This is a genomic window from Nocardia sp. NPDC056564, assembly GCF_042793755.1.
GTDB lineage: Bacteria > Actinomycetota > Actinomycetes > Mycobacteriales > Mycobacteriaceae > Nocardia.
The window spans coordinates 80805-95862 of sequence record NZ_JBHTUR010000006.1 but is presented as its reverse complement, the minus strand read 5'-3'; the positions used below and the strand labels follow the sequence as shown (position 1 = coordinate 95862).

The following is a 15058-nucleotide window of genomic DNA, read 5'->3' as shown; positions in this document are numbered from 1 at the left end:
CGGCCCGAACGGCCGTCATCGGAGATTCCGACAGCGCACAACTGGCGCACCGGACGGGCTGTGAACTGTACCTATAGCCCCAGTTCAGACACCGGATCAGCGCAGGGCGTCGTCGTAAAGGGCGCTGAATCAGGACATTTCACAGACGACCGCCGGTCCCTGTGCGGCGATCTCCAGAATTTCCGGGCGCCGGTTATCGCGTCGATACGATCGAGCCCGGTGTGCCTATTGTGCTGAACTTTGTTTTACGCATCGCCGATTCGTGCGGCGGCGCAGAACGACCGTATTGGAGGGCCTACGTGTCGGATATCGCTATTGTCGGTATCGGGTGTCGATATGCGGGCGGCATCGACTCGCCGGATACGTTCTGGGATTTCGTCCTCGACAAACGGGACGGCGTCGTCGAGATCCCGCCGGACCGCTGGGATTACCGCCGGTACTACGATCCGGAGCCACGCACCCCCGGCCGCAGCTACACCAAGCACGGCGCGTTCATGACGACCGATCCGTGGGAGTTCGACCCGGACTTCTTCGGCATCTCGGCGCGCGAGGCGACCGTGCTCGATCCACAACAGCGCCTGTTGCTCGAGGTGACCTGGGAGGCGCTCGACGACGCGGGGGTCGCCGGGCGGGCCGCTGGCGCGCCGGTCGGCGTGTACGTCGGCGGATTCGTGGTGGATCAGTCGGTGATCGGGGTGGTCGGGCCCGCGCTGTTCCACACCGACATGCACACCCCGGCGAGTGCGTCGTACACCATGCTGTCCAACCGAATCGCCTACGCGCTCAATCTGACCGGGCCCGCGCTCACCGTCGACACCGCGTGCTCGTCGTCGCTGGTCGCCTTCCACCTGGCCTGTCAGGCGCTGGAGCACGACGACTGTCACATCGCGCTGGCCGGCGGCGTGAATGTCATGCTGCAACCGGAGACCTTCGTGCTGATGTGCAAGGGCAGCTTCCTCGCCGCCGACGGCCGGTGCAAGTCCTTCGATGCCGCCGCCGACGGTTACGGCCGCGGCGAGGGCGCGGGCATGGTGGTGTTGAAGCGGCTCGATGACGCGGTACGCGACGGTGATCGGATCTACGCCGTGGTCAAGGCCACCGGGGCCAATCAGGACGGGCGTACCACGGCGATCACCGTGCCGAACGCCGAGTCGCAGGAGTCGCTGGCCCGCACGGTCTGCGCCCGCGCCGGGCTGACCCCGGAGGCGATCACCTACGTCGAGGCACACGGCACCGGCACCCTGGTCGGCGATCCGGTCGAATTACGCGCGCTCGGACGGGCTTTCGGCGCCCCGGCCGGACGGCGGAGTTCGCTCGGCGTCGGCTCGGTCAAGGCGACGCTCGGGCATACCGAGGCCGCGGCGGGGATCGCCAGCGTGATCAAGGCGGCGTTGGCGATTCAGCACCGGGTGATTCCGCCGCAGGGGTGGCTCGACAAGCCGAATCCGGACATCCCGCTCGACGAACTCGGCCTGCACATCCAGGTGGACGCCGAACCGCTACCACCGGACGCCGACCCGATGACCATCGCGGTCAACGGTTTCGGCTACGGCGGCACCAACGGCCACGCGATTCTGCAGGAGTATCGCGGGCCGCGGGCGGCGGCCACCGAGCCCGCGCGCCACCTCGGGATCCTGCCCCTGTCCGCACGCAGCACCGGCGCCGCCCGGGCGATCGCCGGTCGCTTCGCCGAGCTGATCGGGGCGGGCGCCGACCCGGAGCGGCTGGCCGAGGCCGCGTGGACCCGGCTGGCGCACCACCCGTTTCGCACCGGCGTACTGGTCGGCACGACCGACGAGATGCTGCGCGAACTGCGGCAATTCGCCGCGGGCGAGGGTCGCGACGCGGTGCGTACCGTCGCCTCGCGCGCCGCGGAGCCGGTCTTCGTGTTCTCCGGCATGGGGCCCCAGTGGTGGGGCATGGCGCGTGAGTTGCTCTGTGCCGGTGGCGCATTTGCCGAGACCGCGGCGCAGGTCGATGCCGAGTTCGGCAAGCTCGCGCAGTGGTCGATCATCGACGCGCTGCGGCAACCGGAGGCCGAGTCGCGGGTGACGAGTACCGAGGTGGCCCAGCCGGCCAACTTCCTCGTCCAGGTGGCATTGGTGAGTGAGCTGGCCCAGTACGGGATCTCGCCCGCCGCGATCGTCGGCCACAGCGTGGGCGAGGTGTCGGCGGCGTATGTCAGCGGGATGCTGACCCTGCGCGAGGCGGTCCGCGTCGCCTATCACCGGGCCAGGTTGCAGGCGACGACCGCCGGATCGGGCGGCATGCTCGCCGTCGGGTTACCGCTCGATCGAGCCCGCGAGCTGATCGCGGACGACCCGCGCGTGGACATCGCCGCGATCAACAGCGCTACCTCGCTCACCCTGTCGGGCGATCCGGACCGATTGGACGAGATCGCCGAAAAGCTCACCGAGGAGGCGGCTTTCGCCCGCAGGCTGCGGGTGGAGGTGCCGTATCACAGCCGGCTGATGGATCCGATCCTGGATGCCCTGCGCACCGAACTGGCCGATCTCGCGCCGCGGCCGCCGAGCGTGCCGCTGTATTCGACCGTCACCGGCGGCCTCGTCACCACGGCCGACTGGGATGCCGAGTACTGGTGCGCGAACGTCCGGCAGCCGGTGCGATTCCACGACGCCGTGACCGAGGCGATCGGCGCGGGCAGCCGGGTCTTCCTGGAGATCGGCCCGCATCCGGTGCTGTCCGGGAACATTCGCGAGGCTTTGGTGGACGCGGATGTGCACGGCACCACGGTGCCGACCTTGGATCGCAAGCAGCCCGATTCCGCGAGCGTCCGGCGCACGCTCATCGGCCTCTACAGTGCCGGGGTGCTGGAGCCGGATCAGTTGTTCCCGGACGACGGACCCGTCACCGCGCATGTGCCGCTGCCGCGCTATCCGTGGCAGCGGACGCGACTGCATTCGACGCTCCCGCTGTTCGAGCAGGCCCGGCTCGGCACACCGGACAGCTACGCCATGCTCGGCGATCCGGACGTCGAGGGACGCCCGGACTGGCTGCTACAGGTCGGTTCCGAACTGCTGCCCTGGCTGGCCGATCACGTGGTCAACGGGGTGCGGATCATGCCGGGCGCCGCGTACCTGGACGCCGCGCTCAGCGCGACGGCGACCCGCCTCGGCGTCAAACGCGTTGCGCTGGAACAGGTTCGCTTCGTCGCACCGTTGATCATGGCCGCGCCGGACGTGCCGCTCATGGCGTTGAGCATCGAGGAGTCCAGCGGCCGCTTCCTGATCCGCTCGCGCAACGCGACCGGCACCGCGTGGACCGTGCACGCCCACGGCCGCACCCTGACCGGCAGCCACTCGCCCACGAAGGCCACGGTGCCCACGATCGACGTCGGCGTCGACATCGATCCGGAGATGTTCTACGCGGGGCTGACCGCGGCTGGCCTGCAATATGGGCCGGCGTTCCGCCGCGTGACGTCGGTGCGGGTCGGTCGGGACGTGGCGGTGGCGACGGTCGACGGCACGATCGCCGCGGACTCCGGCCATCTCGCGCACCCGGCGGTGGTGGACGCGGCAATGCAAACCGCGGCAATGCTTTTCGCCGACGAACGGATCAACGAGGGGGTCATGGTGCCGGTCGGGGTGGCCGCGGTGCGGCTGCTCGCGCCGATTCCCGAGCGGGCGACCGTGGTCGCCCGGCGCGATCCGAAGGCGCGGCTGCGGGCCGATGTCGACGTCGTGGACGCCGAGCACAACCTGGTGCTGCGGTTGACCGGGTTGCAGATCGGCGCGCTGAAGCCCGGCGACGATCCGCTGCATCGGATGGCCGAGTTCTACTATCGCGAGACCATCCGGCAGTGCGACCCCATCGATCCGGCCGCCCTGCCCGACCCGGGCTCGGCGACCTTGGTCGTGGTCGCCCTCGGGAACACCGCCCGGGCCGAGCAATTGGCCGCCGCGGTCCCGGATGCCCGGCGGTTCCTCGTCGATCCGGCGGCGGAACTCGAAACCGACCTGGTCGAGGTGCTGCGGCAGGCCAGGACGGCGGAAACCACGCGACTCCACGTCTGCGTGGTGGCCGGTGCGGGCGCCGATGATCTGACGGACCTGTGGACCTTGAAGCGGATCGCCGTCGCCATCCACGGATTCGCGAACCCGCAGACGGACGCGCAGACGCCGCAGACGGTCTTCGGCGACGGTTCGGTGCACGCCACCCTGATCACCGAGCGGGCATTCGCGTTGCCGGACAGCACGATCGCGCCGGACTCCCGGCAGTCCGCGCTGGCCGGGGCGCGACGCGTGCTGTTGAACGAGCAGACGCCCTTGCGCTGGCGCCTGATCGACGTGGAGCCCGACACCGCCATCGCCGACCTGATCACGGAACTTGTTGTGCCAGGGGCATTCTCGTACGACAACGCCGACGAGGTCCTGTTGCGCGACGGTCAGCGCTGGGCGCCGGTGGTGACCAAGCCGCTGCCCGACCGCTTGGCCGCGCACGACACCGCGGCGCCGCTCACCGACCCGGAGGCCAACTTCGAGCTCGAACTCCCCCGCACCCGCCTGCTGTCGGCGCTGGCCTGGCGCGAGTGCCCGCGCCGGCCACCCGGCCCCGGCCAGGTCGAGGTGCGCATGCAGGCGATCGGGCTCAACTACAAGGACCCGCTCAAGGTGATCGGCCTGCTCGGCGAGCGCGAACTGGCACCGACCTATTTCGGCACCGTGCCAGGGATGGAGGGCGTCGGCACCGTGGTGCGGGTCGGCGAGGGCATCGAGGATATCGTCGTCGGCGACCTGGTGGCGGTCGCGGCCAAGGGCATGATGCGGCGCTACGCGCTCATCGATCGGCAGCTGGTGATCCCGCTGCCCGCCGACACCGATCCCGGATACTGCACCAGCGCCATCGCTTTCGCCACGGCCGAGTACGGACTGTTGGAGCTGGCCCGGCTCGAGCCCGGCGAGACGGTGCTGATCCACGGTGCGGCGGGCGGCGTCGGCACCGCCGCCATCCAGGTCGCCAAGGCGCGCGGCGCGCGGATCATCGGCACGGCCGGCACCGACGAACGGCGGCGGCACATCCTGGAACTCGGCGCCGACCACGCGATCAACTCGCGGTCGCTCGACTTCGTCGACGAGGTGCTCGCGCTCACCGACGGGGTCGGCGTCGAGGTCGTGCTCAGCAGCGCGCCGGGTGAGATCCTGCGCCAGAACTTCACTGCCGTCGCCGAATTCGGCCGCATCGTCGAGGTCGGCAAGGCCGACATCTACACCGGCGGGCTGTTGGAGCTGGCCAACTTCGACAAGAACGTGGCCTACTACTCGATGGATCTCGACCGCTTGGTGGCGATCCGGCCAGAGCGGCTGGCCGGTCTGCTGCACCGGGTGTACGAGAACGTGCTGGCCGGCGTGTACCGGCCGCTGCCGTACCGGATGTTCGAGACCGAGGACGTGGGAACCGCTTTCGAGGAGGTGATCCGCTCCGCCGGGCTCACCCGGATCGCGCTGCGCATCGACGCACCGGAACCACCGGTTCGGCCCTATCTGCCGGACATCGAGATCCACGGCGACGCAACCTATCTCGTCACCGGCGGGTTCGGCGGCTTCGGCCTGGCCACCGGGCGCTGGCTGGTGCTGCGTGGGGCGCGCAGGCTGGTGCTGCTCGGTCGCGGCGGTGCGACCACCGAGACGGCACGGCGGCAGCTCGAGGCGTGGCGGACCGTCGGGGTCGAGGTGATCGAGGAGCTGGTCGACGTGACCGACGCCGACGCCGTGGCCGCGGTGGTCGCCCGCGCGCACACCGCCGGGCACCCGCTGCGCGGGGTGTTCCACGCGGCGGGCTCGGTGTCGGACAACCGGATCGAGCTCATGGCGCACGACCAGCTGGCGCAGGTGTACCGGCCGAAGGTGCACGGTGCGCGCGCACTGCGTCGCGCGGTCGGCGACGCGGGCATCCGGCTGGACATGTTCGTGCTGTACTCCTCCGGCGGCTCGATGTACGGCATCTACGGCCAATACAACTACTGCGCGGCCAATGTCGCGGTCGAGGCGCTGGCCGAGGAATGGACCAGGGCCGGCGAGCGGGCGCTGTGCGTCGGGTGGGGTCACCTCTCCGGGGCGACGGGCGGGATGGCCGCCGACGCGACGGCCACCAAATACCTCGACCTGGTCGGTTTCGGGCCGATCGACATGTCCGACGCCACCGCGTATCTGGAGCAGACCCTGCGCCTGGCCGACACCAGGGCGGCGATCATCCCCACCGACTGGGCCAAGCTCACCGGCACCTTCCCGCAGCTGGCCCGCACCGGCCGCACGATCGAGCTGGCCAAGGCGTCGGCGAAGGACACCTCCGAATTGGCCAGGCTGCGTGCCGAATTGGTCGCACTGGAGGACAACAAGCGGGGACCGTTCATCGCCCGCAAGATGGCCGCGGAACTCGCCGTGGTGATGGGGGTGCCGGTCGACTCGATCGACATGACGGTGCCGGTCCCCGAACTCGGCCTGGATTCGCTCATGGCGGTGGAACTCGGGGCGCGGGTCACCAAGTCTCTCGGCATCGACCTGATGTCGATGCAGATGGGTCGCTCGTTCAGCCTGGAACAGGCAGGCCCGAAGGTGGCCGAACTCGTGCTCGCCGCCGAACCGGGTAAGCCGCAACCGATTTCCGAGCCGGTGGGCGCGCTGTGATCGATCTGGGGCTGATCGACGAGTGGAACCCGGCGCCGGGACGGTTGGTGACCTGGACCGCCACCCCGGAGGCGGTGGCGCGCGCCGCCACCGCCCCGGTGCATCCCGCCCCGCCGTCACACCAGCAGGAGGAATATCTGCGGCTGGCGGATCGGCACGCGGCGGCCGACTTTCGCTACTCGGGCCTGTGCCTGGTGACCGTCGAGATCCCGATGGGCGATCTCGATCAGGCCGCGATGACCCGCGCTGTCAACGCATTCCTGGTGCGCCACGACACCTTTCGAACCTGGTTCGGCATCGACTCCGCCGGCACGGTCGTGCGGCACCTGGTCGACGCGGAGGTGGTGGACTTCGCCCCGATCGACTGGGGTGAGTTCGACGACGCCGAGGCGATCCGGGAGCACGTGCAGAAGACGACCCCCGGTCCGTTCCAATGGGATTGCTTCTCCTTCGGCGCGATCGCGCACGGCGAGTCGACCACCGTCTATCTCGCGGTGGATCATCTGCACACCGACGGGCTCGGGCAGTACCTGTCCTGCTCGGACCTGGCCTACCTGTACGCGCGGGAGGCGTGGAGCTTCGGTGAGGTCCTGGAGCCCGCCGCCAGCTATCTCGAATACTGCACGGCGGAGCGCGAACACACCGCTCAGCTGACGCTCACCTCCGCCGGGGTCCGGAAGTGGCTGGAGCTGATCCGCGGCAACGACGGCGAATTGCCGTCGTTCCCCTTGGATCTCGGCAAGCGATCGGACGGCTACAACCGCAGCGCGCACCGCACCGTCACCCTGCTCACCGAGGCCGACGCCCGCCGATTCGAACGGGTATGCCGCGCACACGGCGCGGAATTCGTCGGGGGCATCTTCGCCGCCGCGGCGCTGGCCGAGGCCGAACTCACCGGCAGCGACTACTACTTCGGCATGACCCCGATCAGCACCAGGACATCCGCCGCCGAACGCGCCTCGGTGGGTTGGTATGTCACCCTGGTGCCGGTCGCCCTGCCGATCGCGGCCAGCTCCTTCGAGCGCGTGGCGCCGGTCGCACAGCGCGCCTACGAGAACGGAATCCGGCTGGCGCCCACGTCATTTCACCGCGTTTTGGAACTGCTACCGGCCGACACCGATCTGAACGTGCGCCAGGGCTGGGCGACCCCGATGATCTCCTACGTGGACGCCCGCGACTTCGCCGGGCACGAATTCTTCGACCTGGTGCACGGCGGCATCTACGCCAACCGCGCCGCCTCCGAGGAGGTGCTCCTCTGGATCAACCGGATGCCCGCGGAAACCTCGTTGAGCGTCATCTTTCCGGACACGCCGGTGGCCCACGACTCCGTCGAACGCTACATCCAGACCTTGCGGGCGGTATTCACCTCGGTGGCCGGCGGGCGGGAGCTCGGCTCCTGAACGCGGCACAGCGCCTCGCTCGATCGGAGATTCCCGCGAGCGAGGCGCTGCGCACGTGCTGCTCAGCTGGCGCCGGCGGACTCCAGCAGGCCGGGCACGGTCTTGGTGGTGTTGTGGCGGAAGATGTTCACCGCGCCGACGACCTCGTCGGACTCGTCGCGGATCGGGAAGACGTTCACCAGCGCGAGCAGCCGGAAACCGTCGGGCTGTTCGCAGATGACGTCGGCGTTGCGGACGGTGCCGCCGTTGTTGATCACCACCGACGGCGGGGCCGCCTCGTGCGGCATGACCTCACCGGAGGGGTAACGCAGACGATAGGCGCCGCAGTACTTCTCGCTCGCGCCGAGTTCGGGAGTGCGGCCCCAGGCGCCGATCGCGGTCTTGTTGCAGGCGATCAGCGTGCCGTCCTTCTCCAGCACGTAGATGCCGACCTCGATGTCGTCGATCGCGGCTTGGTCGCCGAGGAGGCCGCCTGGCACCAGGTGCCCGTTCTCGAGCTTGCCGTGAAAGGTGAGATTGTCCAGTTCGCCGGCGCTGATCTGTTCGCTGATGCTCATAATCGTTCCCCTGTACTCGGAATAGGGTGTCGAAGCTGCGGTCGATGAAAGAATCCGGGTGCGTCGATCGGCCGGACAGAGGTGACTTCCGCCCCCTTTTCACCATCTGCGAGTGTACCGAATTTGCTTGGCCGGAAACCCTGTTCGAGCAGAAGAGAGCACGCCGCGTAGCGGCTGCACAGAATTCACACCGCCGCCGCGAAGGCGTCATACGCCGCCGCGCCGAACAGGACGAAACGCACCTCCCGCACCGCCGTATCCGCGGCCCGCACAGTCTCGATCGCGATCCGGGCACCGTCATCGATCGGCCAGCGGAAGATCCCGGTGGAAATAGCCGGGAAAGCCACCGTCTCCGCGCCCAATTCGTCTGCCACCCGCAATGATTCGCGATAGCAGGACGCCAGCAACGCCGACCGATCATCCTGCGCCGACCACACCGGCCCAACCGTGTGAATCACCCACCGCGCGGGCAAATTCCCACCCGTCGTCGCGACCGCCTTCCCGGTGGCCAGCCCCTTCCCGTAATGCGAGGCCCGCAGATCGCGGCAAGCGTCGAGGATCGCCGGGCCTCCCTTGCGATGAATCGCCCCGTCCACGCCTCCGCCACCGAGCAATGACGAATTCGCGGCATTCACCACCGCGTCCACCGCTTGCTCGGTGATGTCACCCCGGACCAGCACAATGTCGACCATGGAGCCATTCTCACCGGCACCGGCGACGCGGCGAAATCAGGACGGCGTCGCGGTTTCGGTGAGCGTCAGTTTGAAACCGACGTGGCTGGGTTCGAAGCCGAGCTTGCCGTAGAAGCGGTGGGCCTCGGTCCGGCTGCCGTGTGAGGTCAATTGCACCAGGGCGCAACCGCGTTCGCGAGCGCGGCGGATACATTCCTCGATCAGTCGCGAGCCGAGTCCGTTGCCGCGCAGCGGCCGGTCGACCCGCACCGCCTCGATCTGAGCCCGGACGGCCCCCCGGCGGGCCAGTCCGGGCAGGATGCTCAGTTGCGCGGTGCCCACCACGGCGCCGCGGTGTTCGGCGACCACCAATTCCTGGCGCGGATCGTTGTCGATCTCGGTGAAGGCCGCGCGATACGGGCTGAGATCGTCCGTGGACTCGCGGACGCTGCCGAGGGCGTCGTCGGCGAGCATCGTCACCAGCGCGGAAAGGTCATCGATCGTCGCGGATCGGAAGATGATCTCGTCCATGCGCCAATTCCATCATGGGCCGCCTCGGGGGCGAGGCACTGATCGGTCAGCCGGCACCGGTTTCGGTGTTCAGGTACACCACGAGGTCGCGGGGCAAGCCGTGCGTGTCGTGCAGGTAGCGGTAGTCGTCGTCGGTCAGCGGCCCGGTGAAACGACTGCGGGACAGCACCTTTCGTCCACGCTGGAGCAGCTCGCCGAATCTGTGTTCCTCGTCGAGCAGGAGGGTGCGCACCTCGTGCGGATCAATGGATTGCCGGAAATGCGCGAGCGCGTGCCGCACCAGCTCGATCGGCAGGTCGGACAGGGTTCGGGCCGGATCGTCGCGCCACAGCGTGGTCAGTGTGCGGCGGACCAGGCGGCGCAGGACGTAACCGCGACCGGACGGGGACGGCGTGACGCCGTCCCCGAGGATGACGATGCTCGAGCGCAGATGATCCGACAGCAGCCGCAGCGATCGTTCCTCCAGCGGATGCCAGAGTCGGGGCAGGGCGGTCCGCCAGGGCTGGAACACGTCGATCTCGAAGACGGACCGCGTATTCCGCAGAATTCTCACCAGCCGTTCCAGGCCCAAGCCGGTGTCGACGCACGGTCGGCGCATCGATTCGAGACTGCCGTCCGAATGGCGGACGTAGCGCATCATGACGTGGTTCCACACCTCTACCCACCGATCGTCGGATGTCGGTGTGCCCCGCGGCATTTCGCCCCCGGTCCAGACGAAGATCTCGGAGTCGGGTCCGCACAGTCCGGTGGGGCCGTTGGACCACCAGTTCTCGTCCGTGGTCGGCTCGACCGGTAAACCCAACTCCGCCCACGTGCGCCAGGATTCGTGGTCCGGCTCGACCTGATCGTCACCGCCGAACACCGTGGCGTGCATCCGGCCGGGATCGACGCCGAAGCCGTCGCGCAGCAGTTCGAATCCCCAGCGCAGGCTCTGCGGACCGCCGTAGTCGCCGAGTGACCACGACCCGAGCATGTCGAACACGGTGAGGTGGGTGTCGTCGCCGATCTCGTCGAGATCGGTGGTGCGCAGGCACCGCTGCCGCCCGGTGAGCCGCGAGCCGAGCGGGTGCGGGCGGCCCCTCAGGTACGGGGTCAACGGGTGCATTCCGGAGGTGGTGAACAGCACCGGGTCCCCCGGCGACGGAATGAGCGATCCGCCCGGGGTGAGTTCGTGTCCGCGTTCGCGGAAGAAGTCGAGGAAGAGCCGAACGGTCTGGTCTGTCGTGATCATGGTGGTTGCTCCATCGATGGGAATCGACCGGGAACGACCGCATGGCACATTCGGCGATGAGACCGACGCACACCGGCGGACCGTTTCCGGTCGCCGGCAGGGGAAGAAGGTCAAGCGGCAGCGACCGGCGAGCGGAGAGCTCGCGCGGCCGCGGCAGCCATTCGGGAATCGACCTTCATGGCTGCACGGTAGCAACCGGGACGTGCGGAGCACGACCGATTATCGGCCCGTGGCCCGGACGGTCGGCGCGCGGTTCGGCGACTCCTCGCCGCCGACCGTGGGCCGTGACACAATCACCGGATGGTGCGAGCGAGCGAATCGCGCGAGGTCACGGTCATCGCGCATCGTGGCCTGGCGCCTGGACTGCCGGAGAACACCTTGGCGGCGTTTCGGGGAGCGATCGCGCTCGGTGTGGACGGTATCGAGCTCGATCTCCGAGTGACTGCCGACGGGCAGTTGGTCGTGCTGCACGACGACACGGTGGATCGCACGACCGATGGTCGAGGGCGGGTTGCCGAACTGACGCTTGCGGAGGTCAAGGCGCTCGACGCCGGATCCTATGCCGGTTCGGAATTCGGCGGGGAACGGGTGCCGACCTATCGGGAGGTGCTGGAAGTAGCGCAGCACAGTCGAATCCAGTTGTTGCTCGATATCAAGGATTGCCCGGTCGACGCGATCGCAGAGGTGGTGGAGTCGACCGCCGAGTTCTCCGCGTCGCGCGAAGTGATCGTCGGCCCGCGCACTGTCACCGACCTACGAGCGTTCAAGCAGTTCGATTCGCGGCTGCGTGCACTCGCCTTGGTGCCCGGACGTTCGGATGCGCCGCCAGATCGGCGTGTGATCGACGAATTCATCGATGCGGGAGCGGATTTCATTCGACTCTGGCCGTCGTGGATGCTTACCGAGGATCGAGAGGGTGACCGGCTCGTGCGCGCGGTGCTCGAGCTCGGGAGGCCGGTGTGGACCTGTGCCGACACCCTGTACGAAGATATCAGGCCCGACGCGCCAGGCGATGATCTCCGCCGGCTCGTGGCAGCGGGCGTCAGCGGGATCATGACCGACCTTCCAGAACTCCTGCTCGGTATCGTCCGCTCCGATTGAACCGGGATGCGTTGCTAGGCAAGCAGTTCCATCAGTCCGCGCGGGGCGGTGGTCGGTTCGGTCGGGAAGCTGAGCTGCACCAGGCGATGTGGGAGGTCGGTTTCGAAGTAGGCGATGGCGGAGGGGATGAAGCCGCCGACCATCTTGTCCAGCAGGCTGTTCACGTGTGCGAAGCCGGGTCGTAGCTGTACCGGCCAGCTGGGTAATCGGCCGGCGGGGACGTCTACGGTGGTCTGCTTCAGCACTCGGGCCGTGACCGGCCAATGCACGGAGAAGGCCAGCCACAGGTCCAGGGAGGTCGCGGCTCCCTCGGCGAAATCCAAACCGCGCAGCAGGGTCAGCGCCCCGGCGAACGGCACCACGTCGGGCGGGAAAGGGCCTACGCCGCTACCCAATTGGAGGTGCGTGGTATCGAGGAAATGCGCCTCCTCGCGCGACACCACGGTGTCCTGCGAGCGCGTCTCGGCCCGATAGTCCGCCGCACGCAACCACCCGCCGGCCCGACGGAACCGCTGCTCGACGGTGATCGTCGGATTCCCGTCGCGCGCACGGAGTTCGACGGTCGAGCGATAGTCGTGCCCGGCTCGCGTCACCACGCTCGTCAGCTCGAACGACTGCACCTGATCGGCGACACCGATGGCGTACACCGACTTCTCGCCGTCGGGAATCACGGGGTCGCGGAACGCAGTACGCACATGTCCTCCTGCCGGCCGGTGACCGAATTCAGTTCGGCTACGACGCTAACGATCACCGGGCGGGCACCGCCCGCGCACAGCACGGAACTGGATAGCTCACAGCCGTCGGGCCGGTCGTTTTGGCACAGTTGCCTAAGGTCCGGCGGGATCAGGCAAGCCGGCGGGCGATCAATGCCGAACGCAGGTACCACAATCCGCTGGCCCTGGCCGGGTCGAACCCGGTCAGCTCGCCGATGCGCCGCAACCGGTAATCGACCGTGTTCGGGTGCACCCCGAGGCGTTCGGCCGCGCGCAACCGGCTCAGATCGGCGTCGATGTAGATCTGCAAGGTGTCGCGCAGTTCCGGATGGTCATCCAGCGGCGTGAGATGGTTGCCGAGCACCTCACGGGCGATCCCGGGGCGGCTCAGCTGGTGCTGCAAAGCCAATTCGGCGAATCGGTGCAGGCCGGGATCCAGCCCCATCCGTTGCGCGGTATCGAGGAGTTCGTGCGCCTGCCGAGCCGCGGTCGGCACCTCGTCGGGCCGCGCGTTGACCACGGTCGCGGTGATCGGCACCCGCGCCGCCTCGGCCAAACCCTGTACCAGCCCGTCGAGTTCGGCATCGGTGCTCGCGGTACACGGCACGAGCACGGTGCCCCCGTCGACGGAAAGCAACGACAGCGCCTCGCCGTCGAGCAGCGCCGCGAGCGCCGATTGCAGCCTGCGTAGTTTGCGCCGGGCGACGACCTGCCGATCGAGCCCGGGCCGGTCTTCGTCAGGATGCGCGGGCAACGCCAGGGCGAGCACGAAATACTCTGCGGCAACCAGCAAGTCGTGCGCCGGCGGATGACCGCCGAGCAACGCGGAGGTCAGATTGTGCGTCGCGGTCTGCTGCTCGGCCGCGTCGGCCTTGTACTCCCGCACGTAGGCCTTGCTCACCGCGCCGGTGACCAGCTTGGACAGCTCGACCACCCGCCCGATCCCGGTGACGACCCCGACCGTGTCCGCGGGCTCCGGCCGGGCGACCAGGTCGAGTCCGGCCTTGAACGCCTCGTTGACCGCGCGCAGCACCGTGTCGATGGGGATTCCGGCATGCGCGCAGGTCGCCGCCGCGGCCTCCAGGCTGTCGGTGCCCGCGGGCCCGGGGTGACCGTTCAACCGATGGATCAGCCAGTCGAGGCAGATCCGCACGACGATCTTGACTTCGCCGTGCAACGCGGCGCCGGAGAACGGCCCGGCCGCCGCGACATGGTCGATCACGGTTCGGGTCAGCGCGTCGATATCCCGCGCCGACAAAGAAATCTGTCGCCCGAGCGCACCGAGCTCGGGTCGGTCGAGACTTTCGATCGTCACCGGTGGCCTCCTTGCCTTTGCACTTGGAAGCAACGGTAAACCGAGCCAGCGCTCACCTTCTACTCCTCTTTGCCCGCCGAGTTACAGCCGGGTCAAGTGCCCGTTACCAGCGGAATCAGTAAATCCGCGCGGAGTTCGGGTGAAGTAAAGCGAGGGACTACCTAGCGGGGTGCTCACTTTTTGACGGCCCTGATCTCGGTGTCGACCCAGGCCGCCATCATCCGGGCGGTCATCTGCAGCGACTCCGCCCGCGCCCGGGCGTCCACCTCCAGCGCGGTGGCCCGCAGCACCGCCGCGAAACCGGTGTTGATCAGCACGAACGTCATCACGTCGTACTCGTGGTCGTCGCCGGGGCCGAGGATCTGGATCACCAGCACCTTCACCAGCAGCCGCAGCCGGGGCTCGAACTCGGGGATGCCGCTGTTGTAGAACTGCACGCCGGCCACCAGCGCCCGCACCAGCAGCGCGTTTTCCACCAGTTCGTCGGCGATGACCTCCAGGATTCCGTAGATCACCTCCGCGCTCGGCTTCTCCCCGAGGCCGAATACGCGCTGGGAGAAGCGGCGTTCGATGTTCTCCAGCAGGCGGCGCAGCAGTTCCTCGACCATGACCGAGCGATCGGTGAAGTACCGGTAGACGGTGCCGATGCTCACCCCGGCCGCGGTCGCGATCCGGTTGGTCGAGGTGTTGGCGATGCCGCGTTCGCCGAACAGCTGCGCGGCGGTGTCCAGGATGTGTTCGCGGGTGGCCTTGGCCCGTTCCTGGGTCGGACGACGGCGCTGCCCGGCGGCTTTCGGCGGCATCGGGTACTCCTTGCCTGCTCGTGCTCGAAAATGAGCTTTGCTCAGTTTAGTCCGGCTCGAGTATGCAAGAGTGGGTGCCATCACGCGGCAGG

10 protein-coding genes are annotated in these 15058 nt (G+C 68.4%); 3 read left to right on the top strand and 7 right to left on the bottom strand.

The window, feature by feature from the left end:
• Positions 1-299 precede the first annotated feature (299 nt).
• Both ACFQ9K_RS17605 and ACFQ9K_RS17600 read left to right on the top strand, forming a co-directional pair.
• Positions 300-6644, top strand: a complete 6345-nt coding sequence (locus tag ACFQ9K_RS17605) for an SDR family NAD(P)-dependent oxidoreductase (protein WP_378722614.1) — start codon at positions 300-302, stop codon at positions 6642-6644.
• Positions 6641-8044, top strand: a complete 1404-nt coding sequence (locus ACFQ9K_RS17600; protein ID WP_378722612.1) for a condensation domain-containing protein — start codon at positions 6641-6643, stop codon at positions 8042-8044. The genes ACFQ9K_RS17605 and ACFQ9K_RS17600 overlap by 4 nt, the downstream gene beginning before the upstream one ends.
• A gap of 62 nt (positions 8045-8106) precedes the next feature.
• On the opposite strand, the gene ACFQ9K_RS17595 is transcribed toward ACFQ9K_RS17600, so the two are convergent.
• The 4 genes from ACFQ9K_RS17595 to ACFQ9K_RS17580 form a co-directional block, all read right to left on the bottom strand.
• A complete protein-coding gene (locus ACFQ9K_RS17595; protein ID WP_378722611.1) occupies positions 8107-8601 on the bottom strand; it encodes a histidine kinase in 495 nt (164 codons plus the stop codon).
• Positions 8602-8786: 185 nt separating this feature from the next.
• Positions 8787-9293, bottom strand: coding sequence for an O-acetyl-ADP-ribose deacetylase (locus tag ACFQ9K_RS17590; RefSeq protein ID WP_378722609.1), 507 nt, complete (start codon positions 9291-9293; stop codon positions 8787-8789).
• Between the two features lie 36 nt (positions 9294-9329).
• A complete protein-coding gene (locus ACFQ9K_RS17585) occupies positions 9330-9803 on the bottom strand; it encodes a GNAT family N-acetyltransferase (RefSeq protein ID WP_378722607.1) in 474 nt (157 codons plus the stop codon).
• Positions 9804-9849: 46 nt separating this feature from the next.
• The gene (locus tag ACFQ9K_RS17580; RefSeq protein WP_378722605.1) at positions 9850-11034 is read right to left on the bottom strand and encodes an alanine--tRNA ligase-related protein; all 1185 of its coding nucleotides are present in this window, start codon (positions 11032-11034) and stop codon (positions 9850-9852) included.
• A gap of 300 nt (positions 11035-11334) precedes the next feature.
• On the opposite strand from ACFQ9K_RS17580, the gene ACFQ9K_RS17575 reads away from it, so the two are divergent.
• A complete protein-coding gene (locus ACFQ9K_RS17575) occupies positions 11335-12135 on the top strand; it encodes a glycerophosphodiester phosphodiesterase (protein ID WP_378722604.1) in 801 nt (266 codons plus the stop codon).
• Between the two features lie 14 nt (positions 12136-12149).
• On the opposite strand, the gene ACFQ9K_RS17570 is transcribed toward ACFQ9K_RS17575, so the two are convergent.
• The 3 genes from ACFQ9K_RS17570 to ACFQ9K_RS17560 form a co-directional block, all read right to left on the bottom strand.
• Positions 12150-12830 carry a hypothetical protein gene (locus tag ACFQ9K_RS17570; RefSeq protein ID WP_378722603.1) on the bottom strand — a complete coding sequence of 227 codons (681 nt, stop codon included), beginning with the start codon at positions 12828-12830 and terminating at the stop codon, positions 12150-12152.
• Between the two features lie 148 nt (positions 12831-12978).
• Complete coding sequence (locus ACFQ9K_RS17565) at positions 12979-14163, bottom strand: PucR family transcriptional regulator (RefSeq protein WP_378722601.1); 1185 nt, start codon at positions 14161-14163, stop codon at positions 12979-12981.
• A 173-nt stretch (positions 14164-14336) separates the two neighbouring features.
• Positions 14337-14966, bottom strand: coding sequence for a TetR/AcrR family transcriptional regulator (locus tag ACFQ9K_RS17560; RefSeq protein WP_378722600.1), 630 nt, complete (start codon positions 14964-14966; stop codon positions 14337-14339).
• Positions 14967-15058 lie beyond the last annotated feature (92 nt).

What these genes read in the sequence shown, in the direction of transcription:
- ACFQ9K_RS17580 (WP_378722605.1), bottom strand. Translation starts at nt 11,034, where the DNA reads ATGATCACGACAGACCAGACCGTTCGGCTCTTCCTCGACTTCTTCCGC.
- ACFQ9K_RS17575 (WP_378722604.1), top strand. Translation starts at nt 11,335, where the DNA reads ATGGTGCGAGCGAGCGAATCGCGCGAGGTCACGGTCATCGCGCATCGT.
- ACFQ9K_RS17585 (WP_378722607.1), bottom strand. Translation starts at nt 9,803, where the DNA reads ATGGACGAGATCATCTTCCGATCCGCGACGATCGATGACCTTTCCGCG.
- ACFQ9K_RS17560 (WP_378722600.1), bottom strand. Translation starts at nt 14,966, where the DNA reads ATGCCGCCGAAAGCCGCCGGGCAGCGCCGTCGTCCGACCCAGGAACGG.
- ACFQ9K_RS17595 (WP_378722611.1), bottom strand. Translation starts at nt 8,601, where the DNA reads ATGAGCATCAGCGAACAGATCAGCGCCGGCGAACTGGACAATCTCACC.
- ACFQ9K_RS17590 (WP_378722609.1), bottom strand. Translation starts at nt 9,293, where the DNA reads ATGGTCGACATTGTGCTGGTCCGGGGTGACATCACCGAGCAAGCGGTG.